The sequence below is a fragment of the Acinetobacter sp. CY05 genome, assembly GCF_059515805.1.
Map to the genome: position 1 here is coordinate 80611 of NZ_JCAKMW010000007.1, position 22952 is coordinate 103562.

Annotated in this window: 15 protein-coding genes; 5 read left to right on the forward strand and 10 right to left on the reverse strand. The window is 43.3% G+C overall.

From position 1 onward, the window contains the following. The first annotated feature begins 185 nt into the window (after positions 1–185). From AC5YCD_RS07885 to entS, 4 genes are read left to right on the forward strand one after another with little or no spacing between them, the layout of a single operon-like run. Positions 186–1379: an alpha/beta hydrolase-fold protein gene (locus AC5YCD_RS07885; protein WP_496129508.1), complete on the forward strand. Its 1194-nt coding sequence runs from the start codon at positions 186–188 to the stop codon at positions 1377–1379. Next, a complete protein-coding gene (locus AC5YCD_RS07890; protein ID WP_496129509.1) occupies positions 1376–1591 on the forward strand; it encodes an MbtH family protein in 216 nt (71 codons plus the stop codon). The genes AC5YCD_RS07885 and AC5YCD_RS07890 overlap by 4 nt, the downstream gene beginning before the upstream one ends. A 10-nt stretch (positions 1592–1601) precedes the next feature. After that, positions 1602–8699, forward strand: a complete 7098-nt coding sequence (locus AC5YCD_RS07895) for an amino acid adenylation domain-containing protein (RefSeq protein ID WP_496129510.1) — start codon at positions 1602–1604, stop codon at positions 8697–8699. Next, positions 8696–9928 (forward strand): enterobactin transporter EntS, encoded by a 1233-nt coding sequence (gene entS, locus AC5YCD_RS07900; RefSeq protein WP_496129511.1) that lies wholly within the window; start codon positions 8696–8698, stop codon positions 9926–9928. Before AC5YCD_RS07895 ends, entS begins: the two co-directional genes overlap by 4 nt. Positions 9929–10028: 100 nt before the next feature. Here the strand turns inward: entS and AC5YCD_RS07905 are convergent, their stop codons facing one another. From AC5YCD_RS07905 to aptA, 7 genes are all read right to left on the reverse strand, one after another. Further along, positions 10029–10739, reverse strand: coding sequence for a 4'-phosphopantetheinyl transferase family protein (locus AC5YCD_RS07905; protein WP_496129512.1), 711 nt, complete (start codon positions 10737–10739; stop codon positions 10029–10031). Between the two features lie 57 nt (positions 10740–10796). Further along, positions 10797–12410 carry a PepSY-associated TM helix domain-containing protein gene (locus AC5YCD_RS07910; protein ID WP_496129513.1) on the reverse strand — a complete coding sequence of 538 codons (1614 nt, stop codon included), beginning with the start codon at positions 12408–12410 and terminating at the stop codon, positions 10797–10799. After that, positions 12407–12703: a hypothetical protein gene (locus AC5YCD_RS07915; RefSeq protein ID WP_496129514.1), complete on the reverse strand. Its 297-nt coding sequence runs from the start codon at positions 12701–12703 to the stop codon at positions 12407–12409. Before AC5YCD_RS07915 ends, AC5YCD_RS07910 begins: the two co-directional genes overlap by 4 nt. After that, the gene (locus AC5YCD_RS07920) at positions 12700–12948 is read right to left on the reverse strand and encodes a hypothetical protein (RefSeq protein WP_496129515.1); all 249 of its coding nucleotides are present in this window, start codon (positions 12946–12948) and stop codon (positions 12700–12702) included. The genes AC5YCD_RS07915 and AC5YCD_RS07920 overlap by 4 nt, the downstream gene beginning before the upstream one ends. Positions 12949–13107: 159 nt before the next feature. Further along, positions 13108–14508 carry an amino acid permease gene (locus AC5YCD_RS07925; RefSeq protein ID WP_496129516.1) on the reverse strand — a complete coding sequence of 467 codons (1401 nt, stop codon included), beginning with the start codon at positions 14506–14508 and terminating at the stop codon, positions 13108–13110. Positions 14509–14602: 94 nt separating this feature from the next. Beyond that, positions 14603–16138: a CoA-acylating methylmalonate-semialdehyde dehydrogenase gene (locus AC5YCD_RS07930; protein ID WP_496129517.1), complete on the reverse strand. Its 1536-nt coding sequence runs from the start codon at positions 16136–16138 to the stop codon at positions 14603–14605. Positions 16139–16148: 10 nt separating this feature from the next. Continuing rightward, entirely contained in the window at positions 16149–17507 is a 1359-nt protein-coding gene (aptA, locus tag AC5YCD_RS07935) for an omega-aminotransferase AptA (RefSeq protein ID WP_496129518.1), read from the reverse strand. A gap of 103 nt (positions 17508–17610) precedes the next feature. Here aptA and AC5YCD_RS07940 point away from each other — a divergent pair, with 103 nt between their 5' ends. Next, positions 17611–18534 carry a LysR family transcriptional regulator gene (locus AC5YCD_RS07940; protein WP_496129519.1) on the forward strand — a complete coding sequence of 308 codons (924 nt, stop codon included), beginning with the start codon at positions 17611–17613 and terminating at the stop codon, positions 18532–18534. A gap of 25 nt (positions 18535–18559) precedes the next feature. Here the strand turns inward: AC5YCD_RS07940 and AC5YCD_RS07945 are convergent, their stop codons facing one another. From AC5YCD_RS07945 to AC5YCD_RS07955, 3 genes are all read right to left on the reverse strand, one after another. After that, a complete protein-coding gene (locus tag AC5YCD_RS07945) occupies positions 18560–19936 on the reverse strand; it encodes an amino acid permease (RefSeq protein ID WP_496129520.1) in 1377 nt (458 codons plus the stop codon). Between the two features lie 281 nt (positions 19937–20217). Further along, positions 20218–21129 carry a bestrophin family protein gene (locus AC5YCD_RS07950; RefSeq protein ID WP_496129521.1) on the reverse strand — a complete coding sequence of 304 codons (912 nt, stop codon included), beginning with the start codon at positions 21127–21129 and terminating at the stop codon, positions 20218–20220. 82 nt (positions 21130–21211) lie between these two features. Beyond that, on the reverse strand, positions 21212–22906 hold the full coding sequence (locus AC5YCD_RS07955) for a purple acid phosphatase family protein (protein WP_496129522.1): 1695 nt from the start codon (positions 22904–22906) through the stop codon (positions 21212–21214). Positions 22907–22952: the final 46 nt, after the last annotated feature.

The following is a 22952-nucleotide window of genomic DNA, read 5'->3' on the forward strand; positions in this document are numbered from 1 at the left end:
GTTTCCTGTTGCCCCCCTGCCCGTATTGATCAACACGCAAACAATTTCTTAACTTAAGTATTTGATTTTTAAAAATACATGAAAATTACCGTTTTTTTAATTGATTATAATGATAATTATTTTCATTTACTATTGATATTCATTCTTGTAGTTTAACCTAGTTTTTGCTTCAGGACTTGAGCAACATGCAACCAGAATGCATTCCCTTATTTCAACATCCATTTTTTGCCCGCAATGATTTTGCGACTGAGGCATGGTGGCAAGCGTTTCAACAACCTTTACAATTCAAACAACATGAAAATAGTCAAACTTGCGTTTTTTTATGGCGACAACATGATGATATTCAACATGTTTATATTGACGTTTATTCACAAACACCAAGTATTTATCAAACTTGGAATGCCTTTAAAAAAATTCCAGACAGTGACGTTTTTTACTACACACTGGAATTACCGCATGACTGGTCTGGCAGCTATGTCATTGTAGAATCAAACACACCTGCCCCAAACAGCACAGATAAACGAGAGCGACGTCTATGGTGGCAGGCGCAATTACAACACAGTGTACAAGACCCGCATAATCTTTATCCCGCCTATCGGGCCAGTATGGCGCGCTTGGTAAATCAATGCCATTTAAATGGCGCTTATTTAGATCAAAAAACTTCGGATTTAATTTCATTTCAGCTTGAAGTAGATGACCTTTCTATCCAAATGGCAACCATGGGTGAGCTAACAGCAGAGAGTCCCACTGTAATTTTATTGGATGGTCAGTGGTGGTGTCATGATTTATCCATTCTGAATCAAATTGCTCAGCAGACTCAAGCACAGACCTGGCAAGCGGCACGCTATATTTTCATTCACACCCAACAACGTCAAAAATATTACGGTTGTGTAGATGCCTTTCATCACATTCTCGTCCAACAGCTCTTCCCTTATCTTCAAGCCATTGATCCTAGTTTTAGTCCAAAACACTTTATTTTGGTGGGTCAAAGTTTGGGGGCCACAGCCGCACTCTATCTTGCCTTAAATAATACTCAACATATTCAAGGTCTGATCTTACAGTCAGGGGCGTACTGGTGGTCAGATTTTTCCCAGAGTCACTATCTTTTTCAAGGCAGTACGCTGTTACAGCACCTACAACGTGCGCCACAGACACTCAGCCATGTTAAGCATATTTCAATCAGTGCGGGCAGTTTAGAAACAGACATGCGCCAAGATGCTGTGCATCTGTTTCAAGCTTTACAACCCACGACCCAAGTTGAATTTCAAATCTTTTCTGGTGGCCATGATGCGATTCATTGGCGTAAGGATTTATTACGTCAACTAGATATTCATCTTAGCGCCAATCCCCTTTCCCATCGCAAGGAACGATGCATATGAGTACTTTACAAGACAATTATATTAATCCATTTGATCATGAGGGTTATCGCTTTTCAGTGCTAAAAAATCAGCAAGGCGAATACAGCCTATGGCCTGAAATTCAAGAAATTCCTGCAGGTTGGCAAGTCGTGTTCGGGCAAGCATCCCGTCAAGAATGCTTGGATTATGTGACGCAATCTTGGACACAAATTAATCCATTTGCGCAAGTTTAAGGAAGATATCATGAATCAAAAATTATCTGAAGATGTAGCCTATCTACAACAACAATGGCCTTTACAATCTGCCCAATTGGGTATTTTTCTAGCCGACCATCTGTCTGAAGTAAATGATCTATATAGTATCGCGCACTGTCTAGAGTTGCCTAAAGATCTCAACCTAGAGCAATTTAAACAAGCCATTCAGCTAGGCTTAAATGAGGCTGACAGTGTGGTGGCTGATTACTCAAGTGACCCAGCAGCGCCCTATTTAAAATTGGCGCATAAACACATTGAGATTGAATGTTTTGATTTTCGTCATTTATCCCAAAAGCAGGCTTTAGAACGGCTTTGGAGTTGGATGCCATCTGATCGTGAAGCAGCTAAATCTCTCAAAGATCAAGGTGCCAGCTTATATCGTCAGGTCTTGTTTATTACCCATGATAAGATCTTTTGGTATCAACGCTATCATCATATTATGTTAGATGGTTTTAGCTTTATTCATCTGAGTAAACGTATTGTCCAACTCTATCAAGACATTCACCATAATCGAGCCATTTCAGCCTCACCTTTTATCTCCTTGGTTGAGGTGCACCAAGAGCGTGAAGCCTATTTAGCCAGTGCTGCATTTACGCAGGATCGTGAGTTCTGGCAAGGCTATTGTCGCGAATTGGCCACGCCAATCACACTATCGACTCACCATCGCACCGCGACCACCACTGCACATTTTATCCAACATCAACTCAAGTTTTCAGCTGGCATTTTGTCAAAAATCCAAGCCTTAAGTGCGGCGCATAAACTCGCTTTACCTGATATGGTGATGGCATTGTCATTACATTATCTACACAAAATGACTGATAAACGTGATTTGGTGGTCGGTATTCCCTTTATGCGCCGCCTCGGCTCAAAAGCCTTGCGTTCAACTTTACCCACCGTAAATGTCTTGCCGGTACAATTCCATGTTGAAGTAGAAGCGTCATGGTTAAGCTTAGCACAGCACGTAAAAGCCGAAATGCAACGTGTACGCCGACATCAAAAATACGATGCCGAACAAATTTTACGTGATCTCAATGCCATTGATGTACATGAACGCCTTTATGGTCCGATCTTAAATTACAAAGCATTTGATCAAGCACTTGATATCGATGGTGAGAGCATTCATACCCATCATATCTCGACCGGTCCAATCGATGATTTTGAATTTTCATTCATGCTACAAAATGGTGAATTAGTCATTGAATTACGTGCCGATGCAGAACGTTACCGTCTGACTGAGCTTAAAGCACATGCTGAACGTTTGACGTTATTGCTTGAACAGGCGCTATATGCACCAGACGCTGCCTGTCAGAGCTTCAATTTAATTTCACCTGCTGAACAAAGATTACTCCGTGAGTGGGGTACAGGACCGGTGTTTCGTCATCCAGCACATTATAATAATTTACTGGATATTTTTTATGAACAAGCCAATTTATATCCAGAACGCATTGCGATTGTCAGTGGTGAACGACCCCATTTAAAGCAGCTCAGTTTTGCCCAAGTAAAAACGCAAATTAACCAGCTGACACGTTTTTTAAAGGCCAAAGGTGCTGGGCGCCAGACAGTCGTGGCTGGTGCGATTCCACGTTCTAGCGATTCAATTATTTTGATGCTGTCGGTACTCAACTCAGGGGCCAGCTTCTTGCCCCTCGATTTAGATTATCCAATTGAACGCATGCACATGATGTCTGAAGATGCACATCCTTTGTTTGTGGTGACCACACAAGCGCTCAGCCAAAAACTGCCAAACAATATGCCGCAGCTCTATTTAGATGATGCTGCCGTACAAGCAGAAATTCAGGCGCAATCGGCTGAGGATATTACAGCTCAGCAACGTCAGTTTGACTTTCAAGATGTGGCCTATGTGATCTTTACTTCAGGCAGTACAGGACGTCCTAAAGGCGTGATGAACACCCATGGCTCCTTGGTCAATTTAATTCTATCGCACCGTCCAAGTATCTACCTGCCTGCTTTACAAGCAGTCAATACGCGTTTCCCTGAGCGTACGTTACGTGCGGCACATACTCATTCATTCTCCTTTGACTCTTCTTGGTTACAGGTCTTTTGGATGATTTGGGGACAAGAGTTACATATTTTTGATGAAAATATGCGCCGTGACGCCTATGCCTTAGTGCAAGAAATTCAAGCCCGTCATATTGATACCCTCGATTTACCGCCTTCTTTTTGCGCACAAATGATGAGCAATGGCTTATTCGAGCCGGGGCAACATCATCCAAGCCTGATTTTAATTGGTGGTGAGGCAGCACCTGTGGCCTTATGGCAACAGCTCAATGCACAGCCCAACTTAATCGCGCATAATCTATATGGCCCGACCGAATATACAGTGGATACTTTCCGTGCAGAACTTAAACTCACACAACGTCCAGTGATTGCCCATCCAATTGCCAATACACAAGCTTATGTTTTAGATGCGTATTTACAACCTTGCGCAACTGGCGTGATTGGTGAGCTTTATATTGCCGGTTATGGTATTGCCAATGGCTATTTAGGCCGTGCCGATTTAAGTGCAACACGCTTCGTGGCCAATCCATTTATGTCAGGTCAACGGATGTATCGTACAGGTGACTTAGTCCGTTGGAATCATCAGGGCAAACTTGAATTCATGGGCCGCTGTGATGATCAAATTAAAATTCGTGGTTATCGGGTCGAAATTGGTGAAGTCGAAAATGCCCTGTCATTGTTAGAAGACGTAGAAAGTGTCGTCGTCATCGCTGAGCCTATTCATAACAGTCACCGTCTACTCGGTTATTGTGTGGTGAAAGATCGTGATTTAAATGAGCAGCTTGCTACAGCGCTGGCAGCACAGTATTTAGCCCAATTACGCCAAAATCTACCTGATTACATGGTGCCATCAGCACTGATGGTCATGGCAGAGTTTCCACGTAATGTCAGTGGTAAAGTGGATAAGAAAGCGCTGCCCAAACCTCAGGTCAGTGTACAAAGCCGCCAAGCTGAAACCGCTGAGCAACAATTACTCTGTGATATTAGCGCCAAAGTACTCAAATTAACCCGCATTGGCATTGATGATGACTTCTTTATGGTCGGTGGGGATAGTATTTCTGCCATTATGCTGTGTACCCAATTGCGTGAACACGGCCTGATCTTAAAGCCAAGTGATGTATTTCGCTTAAAAACCATTGCCGCTATGGCCAAAGTTGTACAAAAACCAACTGAAGCCAAGCCAAGCATCAAAGCACAAGTACTCGATCAAGCCACTTTAAATGCCCTACAACAGCGTTATTCTGCCCAACATTTTCGCTTTTTACCTGTACTGCCCTTACAAAAAGGCATGTTATTCCATGCGCAAAGCAGTCTAGAAGCCGACTATCAAGCCTTTACCCGCTTAAGCCTCGACCGTCATATTGATATGCCACGTTTGCAGTTGGCCTTGAATTTGGTCTTACACAAACATCCACATTTAGCCGGTTGCTTTGATAGTCAATCGAGTGACGAGGCTGTGTTTGTTTATCCATATCAAGATCTACACGATTGGCCATTACAACATCTCTATGTCTCTGAAGATCAGCTCGAAGTACACATTGAACAAGCGCTGCATACACCAATGCAAGTTGATCAGTGCTACGGTTTAATCCGTGCTGTGGTACTACACACCCCATCACGTGCAGAACTCGTGCTGATTGTGCATCACCTGATCACCGATGGTTGGTCAACCCCACTGTTTATGCAAGATTTGCTTGCTGCCTTTACTCATTTAAAACCTTTACCACCGTTATCGCACAGCTATGACAGTGTGATTCAGGCGCTTGTACAACGTGATCTGCAGGAAAGCCGCAGTATTTGGCAACAAGATTTGCACACCTGTTCAACGACCCTTTTATTTGATCAGGTGAATCAAGCGGTCCAAGAGCAGCGTATATGTTTAAATCGCAGTTTGACTCAAGCCCTACAGCAACAGTTACGTCAGCGCGGCATTACCTTAAACGTGTTTATGCAAATGCTGTGGGCGATGACTTTAAATAGCTTTAATCACCAGCAGGATGTGGTCTTTGGTACCCCTGTAGCGGGTCGTTCTGCGCCTATTGATGGCCTAGATCAACAGATTGGACTATTTCTAAATACGATTCCGGTACGTGTCCAACTTGATCCACAAGCAGATCTATGGTCACAATTAGATGCGCTGCAACAGTTACATATGCGCCATCTTGAGCATGACGGTTTAGGCTTAAATGCCATTCAAGAAATCTGTGCTCAAGGCCCATTATTTGACACATTATTGGTGGTTGAAAATTATCCTGATCATCAATATTTACAGCAGGCTCTAGGTGATGCGCACATTACCAATCTCACCAATCGTGGCTATAGTCATTATCCACTGGCGTTATTGGTCATTCCAGATCAAGAGATTGAATTATTACTTGAACAACGTGGCGTATTACAAGCACCTGAAGCATTGTTACAACGTTTGGTTAGTTGGATTGAAATCGCCTTAACTCAGCCTGAGCAAGCGATTAGCGCTTATCCGCTGCTAGATACACAGGCCGCCGCTTTGATTCAACAGGTCAATCAAACAGCATATCCTGTACCGCAAATCACGTTGCAAGCGTTATTGCGTGAGCAAGCCCTTCAAACACCGGATCAGATCGCCTTAGAAGATGCAATGCATTGCCTGAGCTTTGCACAAGTACGCGCCCAAGTTGAGCATTTAGCCGCGCAGCTACAATCGCATGGTGTTGGTCCGGGTGAGATTGTTGCGGTAGCCTTACCACGATCTGTGCATTTAAGTATCGCAATTTTAGCGGTGATTGAAGCCGGTGCGGCTTATATGCCGATTGATGTGCAACATCCGCTGCAGCGTATTGAGTTTATGTTACAAGATGCTAAGCCGAAGGTACTCATTCAAGCAGATACACGCTTCAATGCGATTGCTGCTATGCCGAGCGTTATTTTTGACCAGTTAGCCGCTATTGAGAGCCAAACTCAAAGTCTTAACCCCACACAAATTAGCCCTGCCCATCCGGCCTATTTAATTTACACTTCAGGCACTACGGGACGCCCCAAAGGGGTATTGGTGTCACACCAAGCGATTGTCAATCGTATTTTGTGGATGCAACATCAATATCCACTTGATCAACACGATTGTATTTTACAAAAAACGCCGTGTAGCTTTGATGTATCAGTGTGGGAGTTCTTCTGGTCGTATCTTGTTGGTGCGCGTCTGTATATGGCAGCGCCAGATGCCCATCGTGATCCACTGGCCTTAATCGAATGCATTCAACAGCACAACATTACGACTTTGCACTTTGTCCCATCCATGCTCTCTGTGTTTGAAAGTGCCGTGCAACAAGCACTGCATCCAACACAAATTCAAGCCCTGCCGCTGAAGCAGGTGTTCTGTAGTGGCGAAGCCTTAAGCTCACATCTAGCAAGCGCTTTCCGACGACATTTTAGTGCTCAACTGCATAATTTATATGGCCCAACAGAAGCAGCAGTCGATGTTAGCTACTTCCCTGCAGCACAAGATCAAGGGACAAATAGCAGCGTCGCGATCGGCTATCCGGTTTGGAATACTGAACTTTATATTCTAGACGCACATTTACGTCCTGTTGGTTTTGATCAGCAAGGCGAATTATATTTAGCAGGTGATCAATTGGCGCTGGGCTATTTAGGGCGCAGTGATTTAACTGCAACACGCTTTGTCGCCAATCCATTTAAAGCCGGTCAACGAATGTATCGTACCGGCGACATGGCACGTTGGAATAGCGATGGCAGCGTACAATACTTAGGGCGTAGCGATGATCAGCTCAAAATTCGTGGTCAACGTATCGAATTGGGCGAGATTGAACAACTGCTGCAAAGTTTAGTGCCACGGAGTGAAGTGGTCGTACATGCGATGCCAGTTGGCGAAACGACTGAACTGAGCCTAGTCGCTTATCTAAAAACAGCGTTAGAGGTAGATATTGATCGTCTGAAACATGCCTTAAGCCAACAGCTGCCTGCATATATGCTGCCACAGCATTGGGTCCGTGTAGATGAATTCCCAGTGTCACATAATGGTAAATTAGACCGTAAAGCTCTCCCACAACCTCAGCAACATGTGCAAGTCATGCGTTATGCTGAAACTGCCCAAGAGCAACAATTAGAGTCGATTTTCCAGAAGCTGCTCAATACACAACAACGTATTGGTGTAGAACAAGATTTCTTTAGCTTAGGCGGTCACTCAATTTTAGCCATGAAATTGGCGATCGAAATTCGTAAACGTTTTGATCAAAACATTGCCATGCAGCAACTCATGAGTCATGTCAGCATTGCACGTTTGGTTCATCTTCTCAATCATCAGGATGCAAGTGCCAATGCCAGCACAGATCCTGTATTTACGATTCGTGAAGGTTCACAACGACCAATATTTTGCTTCTACCCAGGTTCAGGCTCGGCTTGGCAATATACTGCACTTAGCCCTTATATCGATGCTGAGATTGGTTTGATTGGTTTACAATCGCCACGTCCTGATGGTTTATTGGCACGCAGTGAGAGCATGCAACAATTGGTCAGCGCACAGCTTGAGCAAATTCAAGCATTACAACCGCATGGCCCTTATAGCTTACTCGGATACTCATTGGGGGGGACGGTTGCCTACAGCGTGGCAGCCGCATTACAAGCCCAAGGTGAACAAGTTGATTATTTAGGCTTACTCGATACCTATCCAGCAGAAATTCATCAATGGCAAGAAGAATCCATAGAAGAAAAAAATGCTGAAGCAGAGCAATTACAATTCTTTGCTGATTTAATGCTCGATGCAGATTCCGAATTGTATGCTGAGGCAACACGTATGCAAGAGGATATCTTTGCCAATTATCGTGATGCTGTACGTTTATTAAAACCTTATCAAATGCCTCATTTTAAAGGACATCTGTATTTAAGCGTGGCTGAACGTGGGTTACTCAACTATATTCAGCCAGAACAGGTATGGACCCCTTTAGTCGATCGTCTCACGATCACGTCCTTAGCGGAGGCCAGTCACAGCACTATTTTATCACCAGCGCAATTAAAAACTTTAGGACCAATTTTAAATGCTCAAATTGTTGCAGCACGCCGTGAGGCTAAAGCATGAAGTGGCTGACTGATTTTAGTTTACTCAAAACCAATAAAAATTTTCGTCATGTGTTTTGGGCCAGAACTTTATCCTTACTCACAATTGGTATGCTCGTGGTTGCCATTCCCAAACAGGTGTATGACCTGACCGGTGATTCATTGGCGGTGGCATTTGCCACTGCCTGTGAAGGTATTGCGATGTTTATTGGCTTATTGTTGGGCGGTGTATTGGCCGATCGTTATGAACGTAAAGGGTTAATTGTTTGGGCGCGTAGTCTATGTGGTCTCGGTTTTGTCGGTCTAGGCATCAATGCGATGTGGTCAGATCCTTCACTTTATGTAATTTATAGCCTTGCCGCTTGGGATGGCTTCTTTGGCGCGATTGGTGTCACGGCCATGATGTCCATCATGCCGAGTATTGTTGGGCGTGAAAATATTGTTCAGGCCCGCGCAATTAGTATGCTGTCTGTACGTTTAGCGACCGTTATTTCGCCAGCTTTAGGCGGTATCTTAATTGCGTCCTCCTCTGTTGCCAATGTCTACTGGATCTCTGCGATTGGTACACTGATGACCGTGCTCTTGCTGCTGGCTCTACCGCAAATGCAACCCAAATCCACCGCCCAGAATGAACATCCTCTGCAACAACTCAAACAAGGCTTTGAGTTTATTTTCCGCAATAAAATTGTTGGCAGTACCATTTTAATTGGAACCTGTTTAGGTTTTAGTAGTGCGATTCGTATTTTATTCCCCGAGTGGAATGCTGTTCAATTTGGGGGGTCTAGTACTAGTTTAGGACTCATGTATGCTGCTGTACCCTTAGGTGCAACTTTCGCTGCACTCTTTAGTGCGTGGGCGAAAGAGATTCAGCGTCCGGGCTTGGTGATGCTTTATGCCTGTCTGGGGGTATTCAGTTGTATTATTTTCATCAGTATGACGCCTTGGCTGATTTTGTGCTTAGTATGGTTATGTACTTTTGGTTATTTAATGTCTGTTGCCAACTTGCTGCAATACAGTATTGTACAAGGACATACACCGGATGAATATTTGGGCCGTATTAACTCAATTTGGCTGGCACAAGATGCATCTGGGGATTCTATTGCCGCCACCGGATTAGGTGTCCTCACCCGCTTTTTACCTATTTCAAGCAGTCTATTTTGCTTTGGTATGCTCAGTCTCAGCTTTGGCTTACTGTGTTTAATCAAGCTACAAGGCATGCGCCGTGCTGCTATTCAAGATCCGAGTCTTTAGACTTACTTTAAAAAAAGACCCGATTGGGTCTTTTTTAATGCTTGTCTGTATATTTAAATCTTAAGCATTGTGACTTCAATCTGCTTCGGATTGCATAGCTTTAAGCACTGCTCATTGCTGAGTCTTCAGGCTGCAAAGGCATTTTATTGATAAGATCACTGACCATCGTTGCGATAAAGTCTGTGTCAGCATACCAATAACCATAATATTCACGCTGTAATTGATGCTGATGTTGGATGTCTGCGGTAAAACTTAAACTTAAGGTTTGCGTCGCTAAATCAATATCTACAATGTAGGCCTCTAAAAAATCAATGTATTGCTGCACTTTAGGATAGATGGCCTTATACAGACTTTCCTTGATCGAGAAGACTAAAGTCAAATATTCTGTCCAAGAGAGTTGCGAGGCAAGGTTCGCATACAGTTGCTTTTCATGCGCATGTAGTAATAAATCAGCACTTTGCATCGCAAATTCAGCGTCAACCCAATATTCAAGATCTATACCGAGATAATCGGCTTGCTGAGTTAAGGCAACAATTACATCAGTTGCACAATGACTAATACTCCCGAGCCAACCTGTAGGCCACTCAGGTAACGGATAATGGAACACATTTTGAGTATCTTCTATACCCTGCTGTTGCAAAATTTTCGCAGCAAGACAACGCCCTGTTAAAAACTCATCTTTTCGTGTGATCGCCGCTTGTTGTAAAGCACCAGGGAGTTTTTGAATATGGGCAGCTTGATTTGTTAACACAGTATGTTCAAGTAGAATATATGGAAATAATAACTGTTTAATATGATTGATAAATTGCATAACATGAGTATTTAAAGCGCGTATAAGCCTGATTGGGCTTATACGCAATTGAGATGTTTAAGCTTTTTCTAATGCCCATAAACTGCCAGGTTCTGCAGTTATGGCACGTTTTTTCGCATTTTTGTAAAATTGGAAAAATAGAAAACTCAATAGAATGGCCATCAGATCAATACTGATGCTATCTGCGTGGTACCACAAACCGCTATTCGGCCATAGATATGCCACCAAGGACGATATTGGAATCAGCATTAATATCATTGCAATGCTACATAAGATCTGCGCTAAGGCACGCTGATAACCAATCACAAAGGTATATAAAGTGACAATCATGAATATTGCATAGTAACTATACATATAGAGATGATTGATACTATTCACTTCCATCCAGATATGCGCCAATCTGCCCACCAACATGCTGGTTGCTATCGCCAGTACACAGCCTAAACAAGTACCAATGGTAAGATTGGCAAGAAAAATCACATCTTTACGTTGCTCTGGTACAGGATCCTGTGGGCGCTTTTGTTTACGTGCACGCGTTTCTACCCATAAAATATTGCCTGAATAGAATAAGAATGCCCCACCAATTCCTAAAATAAAGTAAATCCAGCGCACGCCATTGCCGCCGTAGCTGCCAAAATGCATACTAAATAAGGCATTAATCAACGTATTGGCGTGGTCTGTTTGAGTGTTAATTCCACGATGATCATACACCTCCACATTGTAAGGATTTAAACGCATAAAGTCGTTATTTGCCCCACGTAGCAGCTGTGATGAGCTATATAGAGCAATCCGTGCATTGGCTTTTTGTGGTTCATCTAATCCACTAAATTGAATGTATTTCACCTCATATTCTGGCGCAACTTGCTGGACTTTGGCCAAAATTTGCTGAACATCAATATGCTGTTGTTGAATTTCAATGACCTGAGCAGGTGGTCGTGCAAAAGGTGACTCTCCTTTTAAAGCCAGTTGCCGAATAGAATCATAAAAATAATCATGGAAGGCAAAGACCACAACCGTAAAACTAATCACAATATGAAAGGGTAAACTAGTAATACCAATCACATTATGTGTATCCAGCCAGAAACGCTTCTTATTTTTACCCGGACGAATAGCAAAATAATCTTTGACCAATGTCGGCAGTAAAATAATTAAACCTGACATTAAAGCAAGAAAATACAGTGCTGCCACCACGCCCATGACGTACACCCCTAAGGTGTGATGTCCGGCCATGCCCGGAATTCCTGCAGTTTCATGCAGTTGTTCAATCAACCACCCCAATTTGGAGAGATTTTCTTGACTGCTGATTAACTCACCTTGAGAATTTAAACTGGCTAAATATGCTGTTTGTGTGGTGTTAAAGCCTTCTCCACGTCCTTGGCGCTCAGTCCATATCAGGGGTGCATGATGAAACTCTTGCGAAGAAATATTCAGGGTAAAGCCTTTTTGTGTTGCAGGATACGCCTGTTGTACTTGTGCAATGAGTTGATTATATTGGTCCGCTTGAATATCGGGTAAGACTTGCGCTTGTGGTGTACCCCAACGGCTTAAATCGTGTTGGAACATGCTTAAGCCACCGGCAAAGAAGCAGATAAATAGTAAAATCCCAGAACAGACGCCAACCCAAGTATGCATGGTTTTGGAGAGCTTCATAATATCGCTACGAACTTTCATATTAATCCTCGTAGCGCAAAAATCAGTGCATAGCTGAGAAAATTCATAACACTCATAACCCCAACCATGTGCCAACCCGTTTTAAAATAAAAACAACCAAACAGTAAAGCTAAGAATAAAATGGCTATGCTCCACATCCCCATTTGCGCCAATACATCTAAAGCCATAAAGGGTTTAAACAGTACAATCATTAAATTGGCTAGTCCTACTGCGAGGAGCAGGCTCAGTACTGTGCCTAAAATACTTTTGACCCACCAGTCAGGTTGAATCTGAATCTGGACTTTGCGATTCATTGATCTAATCCCCTGTTAGCCAAGCCGATAAAAGGCATAAAACTCCATACGGTGATGGGTAGAATTAACCAAGTTAGTAATGCCACTGCTTTTGGTAGGCTGAGAAATAGTAAAACCAAGGCAATCAATAGTAGGATTGCCCCGCCCCACATGCCAGTTTTTCTAAATGGCTGTTCTAATAGCATTTGATTGGAATGGGATAAATACACAACTATTGCACCGCTTAAAGTCAATAGGTAGCCCATGGTATGCATCCTTGACCCTCTTTTTGTCATAAGGCATGGTATTATTATTTAAATGATAATTATTATCAAATAAAAAATATAATATTTTATTATTAGGCCGAATGGTCTTTCATAAAGGCATAAAAAAGCCCCCTGAAGTAGGAGGCTTTAATTTGAATTTTAAACTGAGGATTGTTTGGTTAAATGCTTGAGAGGCACATAACGCTCTCGACGACGCCGTGTCACAATAATACCTAAAATTACCACAATGGAGGTAATCCCCAGCGATAACATAGTTTCATAGCTATATTCAGGTGAGAAGAACATATAACCTAAAACACTTAGAATCACTGCAATTACAAACCAAGTCAGCCATGGGAACAGCCACATTTTAAATGGCACTTCAATTTGATGTTGAATGTAATGGCGACGTAAACGTAGCTGTGAAATTGCAATCACTAGGTAGACCAATAAGGCAATTGCTCCTGTAGTGGACAGCAAAAAGCCGAAGACTTGACCTGGGAACATATAATTGGCCAAACATGCAATTAGACCAATCAAGGTCGAGGCAAGTACTGCCACACGTGGCACACCGTGTTGGGTCAGTTTAGTCATGATTTTAGGTGCATCACCACGTGTGCCTAAGGAAAATAACATACGTGATGAAGTAAATAGAGCTGCATTCATACAACTGGCCACAGCAATAAAGACCACAGTATCAATAATCAGTTTAGTCCCTGGGACATTAAGCGTCATTAGTACATACTGGAAGGTGCCATATTGTTGTAATAATGGTGAGCGCCAATCCACTAAAGACACTGCCAAGAAAATAGATACCACAAAGAATAAAATAATACGATACAAGACCAAATTGGTGGCTTTTTGGATTTTCTCCTGTGGATTCTTGGCTTCAGCTGCGGCAATCGATAAAATCTCCACGCCAAAAAAAGAAAATGCGGTAATTAAAACAGCTCCTAGTACACTGCCAATACCATTAGGCATAAAGCCTTCATTTTGAATGAGGTTGGCAACACCACTGACATCGGGTGCTAATGGCCAAAAACCCAGTACCGCCATGAGCGCCACTGCGATAAAGCCAACAATCGCCACCACTTTAATCAGCGCAAACCAAAACTCAAATTCCCCAAAGTTTTTCACGCTAAAGAAATTGGCTAAGCTGAGGAAGACCACAAACCCAAAGGCAAATAGCCATGCAGGCACCATAGGAAACCATGAGCTTAAAATAGCTGCACCAGCAATGGCTTCAATGGGAATGACCAACACCCAAAACCACCAATAGAGCCAACCAATGCTAAAGCCTGCCCAAGGGCCAATCGCTTTACGTGCATAGGTAGAAAATGAACCTGTATCAGGTTGCATCACCGCCATTTCCCCCAGCATACGCATGACTAAAAATACCAATACGCTGGTTAAAATATACGAAATCACCACTGCTGGGCCTGCTTTGGCAATCGCAGCAGAGGAGCCAATAAATAGACCTGCGCCAATCACGCCGCCTATGCTAATCATCATAATATGACGATTACTCAGTCCTTCAGGAAGTTTGGTTTCGGGTTGCATATCAGGGCTTCCTTTATTGTTTTATTTTTACATGAGAGATACTCGGGTTGAAAAAAATAAGGGAAATGCACAGCATTTCCCTTAAGTTGTAGGTTTAGTTTAATGTTGGCATTGAAAATTGTTTGGCTTCACGCACATGCGCAGATGGCCAGCGCTGAGTAATGGTTTTACGTCGTGTGTAGAAACGTGCACCATCTGGACCATAGGCATATAAGTCACCAAATAATGAACGCTTCCAACCACCAAAGCTATGGTATGCCACGGGCACAGGTAATGGTACATTGATCCCCACCATTCCCACTTGAATATGGCTGCTAAAATAACGCGCGGCTTCACCATCACGGGTATAGATACAGGTGCCGTTGCCATACTCATGCTCGTTAATGAGTTGCATCGCTTCTTGCATGGTCGCAACACGCACAATTTGTAGCACTGGACCAAAAATTTCTTCTTGATAGCTTTGCATATCTGGCGTGACTTGATCAATTAAAGTTGGACCCACAAAGAAGCCCTTTTCAAAGCCTTGTGGTGCAGCACCACGACCATCCACCACGATTTTAGCACCTTGCTGTTCTGCACTGGTGATATAACCTTCTACTTTGGCTTTATGAGCGGCACTAATCACTGGACCAAAATCGTTGTTGGTATCGGCGTAATTGCCATATTTAAGTTTTTGAATTTCAGCCTGTAATTTTTCAATTACCACATCGGCAATTTCATCCCCTACAGCCACCGCAACCGATAAAGCCATACAGCGTTCGCCAGATGAACCAAATGCAGCACCAAGTAAAGAGCTCACTACATTATCGACATCGGCATCAGGTAAGATAATGGCATGGTTTTTCGCTCCACCTAGTGCTTGGCAGCGTTTACCTGTGGATGTGGCAGTCGCATAAATATATTCAGCAATTGGGGTCGAACCCACAAAACTTACTGCTTGAATACGACGATCATGCAATAGCGTATCGACGGCCTCTTTATCACCATTCACTACATTAAATACACCATCTGGTAAACCGGCTTGTTGAAGTAGCTCTGCTAAGAATAAGCTTGCTGATGGATCTTTTTCAGAGGGTTTTAAAATAAAGGTGTTACCGCAGACAATCGCCATTGGGAACATCCATAGGGGCACCATTGCGGGGAAGTTAAATGGGGTGATACCTGCCACCACACCTAGCGGCTGAAATTCACTCCATGAGTCAATATCAGGTCCTACATTTTTACTAAATTCACCTTTTAAGAACTCTGGCGCACCGCAGGCATATTCAACGTTTTCAATACCACGTTGCAACTCACCTGCAGCATCATGCAAAATTTTACCATGTTCTTGCCCAATCAAGGCGCAGATCTCTGCACTGTGTTGCTCTAACAGTTCTTTAAACTTAAACATAACACGTGCGCGTTTAATCACTGGGGTATCACGCCATGCAGGAAAAGCTGCAGCTGCAACCGCAATCGCTTGCTCAACAGTTTTACTGTCTGCCAGTGCCACTTGTTTGGTTATTTCGCCTGTCGCTGGGTTATAGACGTTTTGGGTGCGTTCGCTATGCTGGAGTACTTGTCCGCCAATAAAATGGCCTACTACATTGGTGTTTTGTTGTTCTTGATCAAATTTTTCATTAAAGTTCATGTGTAATTCCTTAAGCGCTACATGCTGTTTTTGTTGTTGCTTCAAGTTGATATAGAGTGTCACCGACCGCATTGATCAAGCGATCTAAATCTTGTGCTTTGGCATTAAACATGGGTCCAAATTGCAGCGTATCTGCACCAAAACGGACGTAAAAGCCTGCTTGCCACAGTTTGAGTCCCGCTTCAAATGGACGAATGGCTGCATCACCGTCACGTGGGGCCAGCTGTACCGTGCCAATCAAACCACAGTTACGAATATCGACAATATGTGGTGTACCTTTTAAGCCATGCAATAAGCGCTCAAACTCAGGTGCTAGCGTTGCGGCACTTTCAATCGCCTGCTGCTCTTCTAAGGCTTGAATGGTGGCTAAGCCCGCAGCACAAGCCACAGGATGTGCGGAATAGGTATAACCATGCCCAAATTCAACCATATGTTCTGCTAAATCTTGTTGCATAAAGGTTTGATAAATCTCACGCGTTGCGACCACGCCACCTAAAGGAATGGCACCATTGGTGATTTGTTTGGCAAAGTTTAAGATGTCAGGTGTCACGCCAAAATATTCTGCGCCAGTCCACGCGCCTAGGCGCCCAAAACCTGTAATCACTTCATCAAAAATAAGTAAGATATTGTGTTGATCACAGATTTCACGTAGACGTTTTAAGTAGCCCACCGGAGGTGCAAGACAACCTGCAGAGCCTGAAACAGGCTCTACAATTAAAGCGGCAATATTCGATGCATCATGTAACTCAATGAGTTTTAGCATCTCATTGGCAAGTTCGACTCCACCCGTTTCAGCACAGCCTTGATGGAATTGAATATGCGGCTGTAAGGTATGTGGAATATGGTCGGCATCTAACATTTGACCAAAGGTTTTACGATTACCCCCAATACCACCTACACTCGTCCCCCCCACGTTGACGCCGTGATAACCACGGGCACGTCCAATGAGTTTAGTTTTGCTAGGTAAACCTTTGGCACGCCAGTAGGCACGCGCCATTTTTAGGGATGTATCGGCTGATTCTGAGCCTGAATTGGTAAAAAATACATGTTCTAGACCAGCAGGCATTTTTTCTACGATTTTTTCTGCTAATTTAAACGACCAAGGATGAGCAAATTGGAATGCCGGTGCATAGTCAAGTTGAGATAATTGTTGTGCCACGGCCTGCTGAATTTCAGGTACACAATGACCTAAGCCACATGTCCATAAACCAGACAAGGAGTCGTAGACTTGGCGACCGTGTTGATCCTGTAAATAATGCCCTTTGGCACCTACAATTAAACGTGGATCACGTTGAAATTGTCGATTGGCAGAAAATGGCATCCAATGTGCTTGGTAATTGAGATCGTTTAAATTATTGATATCGTTCATATCCATCTACTTATTGTTGAATTTATACTTTGAGTGTAGATGGATCAGAGATAGAGATAAATTTAGATTCACTTACGTTTAGATATAAAAAAGTTTACCTAAAATGAAAAACACTAAATTACAGCAAATCACGGATTTTGATTTAAAACTGCTCAAGATTTTTAAGACCGTTGCCGAATGTCGCAGTTTTACCGCTGCTGAAAGTGTGCTGGGGATTAGTCGTTCTGCCATTAGTTTACATATGACTGATTTAGAGAATCGAATTGGATTGCGTTTGTGTCAACGGGGTCGCGCAGGGTTTGCTTTAACAGAGCAAGGTCAAGAAGTCTTAGGCTATTTTGAAGAGCTTTCGACAGCAGTTGAGCGCTTTAGGAGTAAAATCAATCAAATCCATAATCAGTTAAAAGGTGAACTACATTTGGGTTTGATTAATAATTTGGTCACCATGCATCATGATCTAATTACCGAAAGCCTCGCGCAATTGACCGAAGAAAATCCTGATGTGTGCCTAAATTTAAGTATGAGTACCTTATCTGATATTGAATGTAAGGTACTGGATCAACGTTTGCATTTGGGCGCTGTGCCTTTGGTCACGCCACTTGCGGGCTTGGACTATACGCCCCTTTATGCTGAAGATTCATCTTTATACTGTGCCAAACAACATCCGCTCACTCAGTTAACAGACATTAACTTAAATGACTTGGGGCGCTGGCCTGCAGTGCGACCCAATTATGCAATGCCAGATAGCGCAATCCGCTTACACCAACACTTAAATTGTACCGCAACCGCAACAGACCGGGAAGGCATCGCATTTTTAATTTTAAGTGGAAAATTTCTAGGCTTTTTGCCCGATCACTATGCAAAAAAATGGCTCGATGATGGTTTAATCGAGCAAATATTGCCACAAAAAATGCACTACACCACCGAAATTTGCATGATTAGTCGTAAATCAAATTCGACCAATTTGATTGTCGAGCAATTCTTTAAGTATTTACAACAAGCACAGCAACGCTATCAAGCAGCATAAAAAAGGCAACTTACGTTGCCTTTTCTTAGTTGGGTTCATGCTGCCGATGACGCGTGACATAGAGGCCACAGATCATCACCAACAAGGTCACACCAAAAGACATCAATGTTTCGTGACGATACAGCGGGGAAAATAACATGTAACCCAACACCATGACAATGATCGCAATCACTAACCACGTGAGCCAAGGAAACAGCCACATTTTAAAGTCAGGCGTTTGCCCTTGAGCGTCTAAGTGGTAACGTAAACGTAACTGAGAAATCGCAATGACCAAATACACCAATAAAGCAATAGCACCAGTAGTGGAGAGTAAAAATGTAAAAATTTGACCAGGGAATAAATAATTTGCCAAGCAGCACACCATCCCAACCACAGTTGAGGCAATGACCGCCACACGTGGTACCCCTTTCGCATTCACCCGTGTCACGATACGCGGCGCATCATGCCGTGCACCTAAAGAAAATAGCATGCGTGATGAGGTATATAATGCTGCATTCATACAGCTGGCTACAGCGACAAATACCACAGTATCAATAATCAGTTTTGTCGCAGGCACGTTGAGGCTCATGAGCACATATTGAAAAGTACCTAGCTGCTGTAACTCTGTTGCCCGCCAATCGACCAAACATACAGCTAGGAAGATAGACACCACAAAAAATAAAATGGTGCGATACAGCACCAAATTAGTGGCTTTACGGATTTTTTCTTGTGGTTTTTCAGACTCTGCTGCTGCAATGGATAAAATTTCTACCCCAAAAAATGAGAATGCGGTAATCAGCACGGCGCCTAGTACACTGCCAAAACCATTGGGCATAAAGCCGCCATGACTAAATAAATGACTGATGCCACTCACTTCAGGCGCTAAAGGCCAAAGGCCAAAGACTGCTAGTGTACCAATGACAATAAAACTCACGATCGCAATGACTTTGATAAGTGAGAACCAAAATTCAAATTCACCAAAATTTTTAATACTAAATAAATTGGCAAAACTTAAACCTATCACAAAGAAGAGTGCATACAGCCAACTGGGCAACAATGGAAACCATGCATGCAAAATATGTGCACCGGCAATGGCTTCAATCGGAATCACCAAAACCCAAAACCACCAATATAACCAACCAATGGTAAAACCAGCCCAATGCCCAATGGCTTTACGCGCGTAAGTTGCAAATGAACCGGTGTCTGGTTGCATCACCGCCATTTCGCCTAACATTCGCATCACCAAAAACACCATCACACTGGTGATTAAGTAGGAAATCACCACCGCAGGACCGGCTTTGGCAATGGCAGCAGAGGAACCAACAAACAGTCCCGCGCCAATCACGCCCCCTAAGCTAATCATCATAATATGACGATTACTGAGTCCTTCTTTAAGTTTCGGTGTGATGTCTTGTTGCTGCATCCCCTATTCCTTTTGCGCTTAAATATTCATTCAACAAAAAGGGAAATGTTTGACATTTCCCTTTTTGGCCAGATTTAGACAAAGTGCTAAATTGCATTGATTCTATCATTACATGATTTTTGTATGTGAGACTAAATTTGACTTCATCCGCTGAGGTATTTGAATTTGCGCATTTTTCCGGCAATTTTTTGTCCTGTTATGCTCAGTAAATCATTTTTTTATTTGTGCTGGATGATTCCTATGAGGCATACCAAAAATACTTAGGCTATTTTTTAGCACGTTTAAGTGAGCTGAGATCGATGTGCAGTGGTTGCCGCAGGTACAGCATCGCCCAATGCACTACGCATTTCGCGCTCGATTAACCGCACAATCGAGTCAAGCGCCAAATCATTATCTTGTAGGCCAAAGGGTTCTTCTAATTCATTGCTTAAAGCATCTAAGCCTAAAACCAAATAAGCAATCACACCCACCAGTAAAGGCGCCCAAATCCCCAAACTATTACTGAGGCTAAACGGTAAAATTAAACAAAATACATATACCGCACGGTGCAATAACACCGAATAGGCAAAAGGTAATGGTGTACTGGCAATACGGTCACAACCTGCATGAATATTGCCAAGCTCAATGATATGCTGGGTAAGACCTTGATAAACAATATCGCTGATTTGACCGGTGTGGAGTTGTTGCACCAGATCTTGCTGAATTTTTTCTAAAAGATATTGAGCAGCATTAATATGCGTAGATAAGCCATCAAACGCTGCCGCATCTAAGGCCACATGCGCACGGTAAGACTCAAAGTCTTGCGTATTACGACGTAATCGATCACGCAGTAAATGAGTAAATAACATCACTCGATACATCAAGACACGGCGCTCGTTGGGTGCAAGTACATAACTATCGCGGCTGATATGACGTGAATTGGCAATTAATGCTCCCCACAGCTTACGCCCTTCCCACCAGCGTTCGTAACATGCATTATTACGAAAACTTAAGAAAATCGATAGAATTACCCCAAAAATGGTAAATCCGATGGCAGGTACTTCCGGCAAAGCCACAATGCTCTGCCGAGCCAGATAGACCAAGAAAGCTGAAATGAGCAGTACAAAAACCAATGCACCCAACACCTTGGGCAAAATCGTGCCATACCAAGCAAACAATAAGCTAAAGCTATTATTTTTATCGCGAACAATCATAATACAGAAGATCGATTTAACATCCTGCCACCTTATGAAGTTTCATCCAAAAGTTCAAGTCCATGAGGTGGCCAGATCGCGTTTAAGGCTGAACATTCACCTGAATGACATGATCGTAGATTTCTTGACTAAACTGACCGGTCGGACGACCATCTTCATGCATCATCGGCAATACATAACGAGGTTCAAAGCGCACTTGATACTGACCTGCCGTAGTTGGCTGTACCTTGACATGCAAAAAGCCATAATGTTTCCCGCCTTTGACGAGACGTTGACCTTCCCAAATTTCATCAGCATCACCATGTGCACTCCAATGCGTTGCTTGTGCTTGCTCAGGTAATAGATCAAAAGGTACATAGTCTGTTGTTGGTACATAACCTGGACCACGCAGACCATCGCCTGCAATCCCCACATCCCAATAATGCACACCATCTAAAGTCACGGTCTCAAGTAATTCGTTGTGACCAGAAAATACAGCTGTCACTTGGTATTGACGCATTAAATCATGATAAACACGCATAGGCAGGCCTGATTGGTTATCTTCATTTTGCGCAATACCAGCACTTCCAGATGTCAGACTATGCACGCCTGTACCATAGGCCATATGATGCCATTGAACGAAGATGATTTGTCCCTTGCTACGTGCATCGGCCAATTGACGCTCTGCCCAGCGCCATTGCTCTGAACCAGGGTTAAAATCTGGCACCTGTGCATCATGCCCATTGAGGCTTAAGTTTGTATCTTTGCTCGGATCTGTATCATCTCCATTTGAAGAATCGAGATGAATAAAGCTGACAGGGCCATAATCTACCCGATAATAACGTTCTTGATGGCGTGCATCACTGGCAGCATTGTCAGGCAACTCAAAATAAGTTTGCCATTTGTCATAAGCACGGCGTGCCGCAGCAGCACTATAACCGCTTTCACTTGGATGCCAATAATTTTCATGATTGCCTAACACCGGTAAAATTGGCGTGGTCGACGCCATGTGTCCCCATTCACCGGCTGCATGTCGCCAAAATTCATCCCAATCGAGCTGACGACCACCTTTTTCAACCAAGTCACCGGCAATTAACCATAACCGTGGCGCTAAACTGGCCGCATATTTTAAGTTATGTTGATAGCCTTGTGTTTGATCCACAATGTACTGGCGTTGATAGGTGCTTGGATCACTGGCCAGCTTCCCTCCTCCTAGTGCCGTCGCATTGGCAGCCCAAGCCACAGTTTTTTGTGTGGATTCAGGTTCTGTTTCCATATCAGCCATAACCACAAAATTCACCGCAGTCGAGGTATTCGCTTGTGGGGCTGTGGTGAAATGGGACGTAAATGGCTGTTGCGGATCATGCGCCACACGATATTGATATTTAGTATTGGCCTTTAAGCCAGTAACACGTACACGATGTTGATAAGGCACTGCAGGTGCTTGATCTGCTGCTAAATCGCTAAAAATTTTTCCAAAGTTTTTTTCACCATGAATATAAGCCACTTCGCTGTCACTATAGTTCAGATGCGAAGCGAGCGTAGCCTCACTCTTAAATACGCCTACCCCCTCTACCGTCACGCTCACCGGACGATCATCCTCACTCAACCATAAAATGGTCATCGCATCACTGCTTGGATTTTGTAAATAAGGATAAACGCGATAGGGTGTCGCTGGCGCAATCTCGGCCGAAGGGGGCGTCACCGTCTTAGACTGCTCCTGATCATTACATCCCACTAAGCCACTCATGATGATCAATGTGACACTGCTCGACAAAATATTTTTCATCTTAAGCATGTTGCTGTTATTCCTTATTTATCAATGCCGCACACCCTAGCGTCGT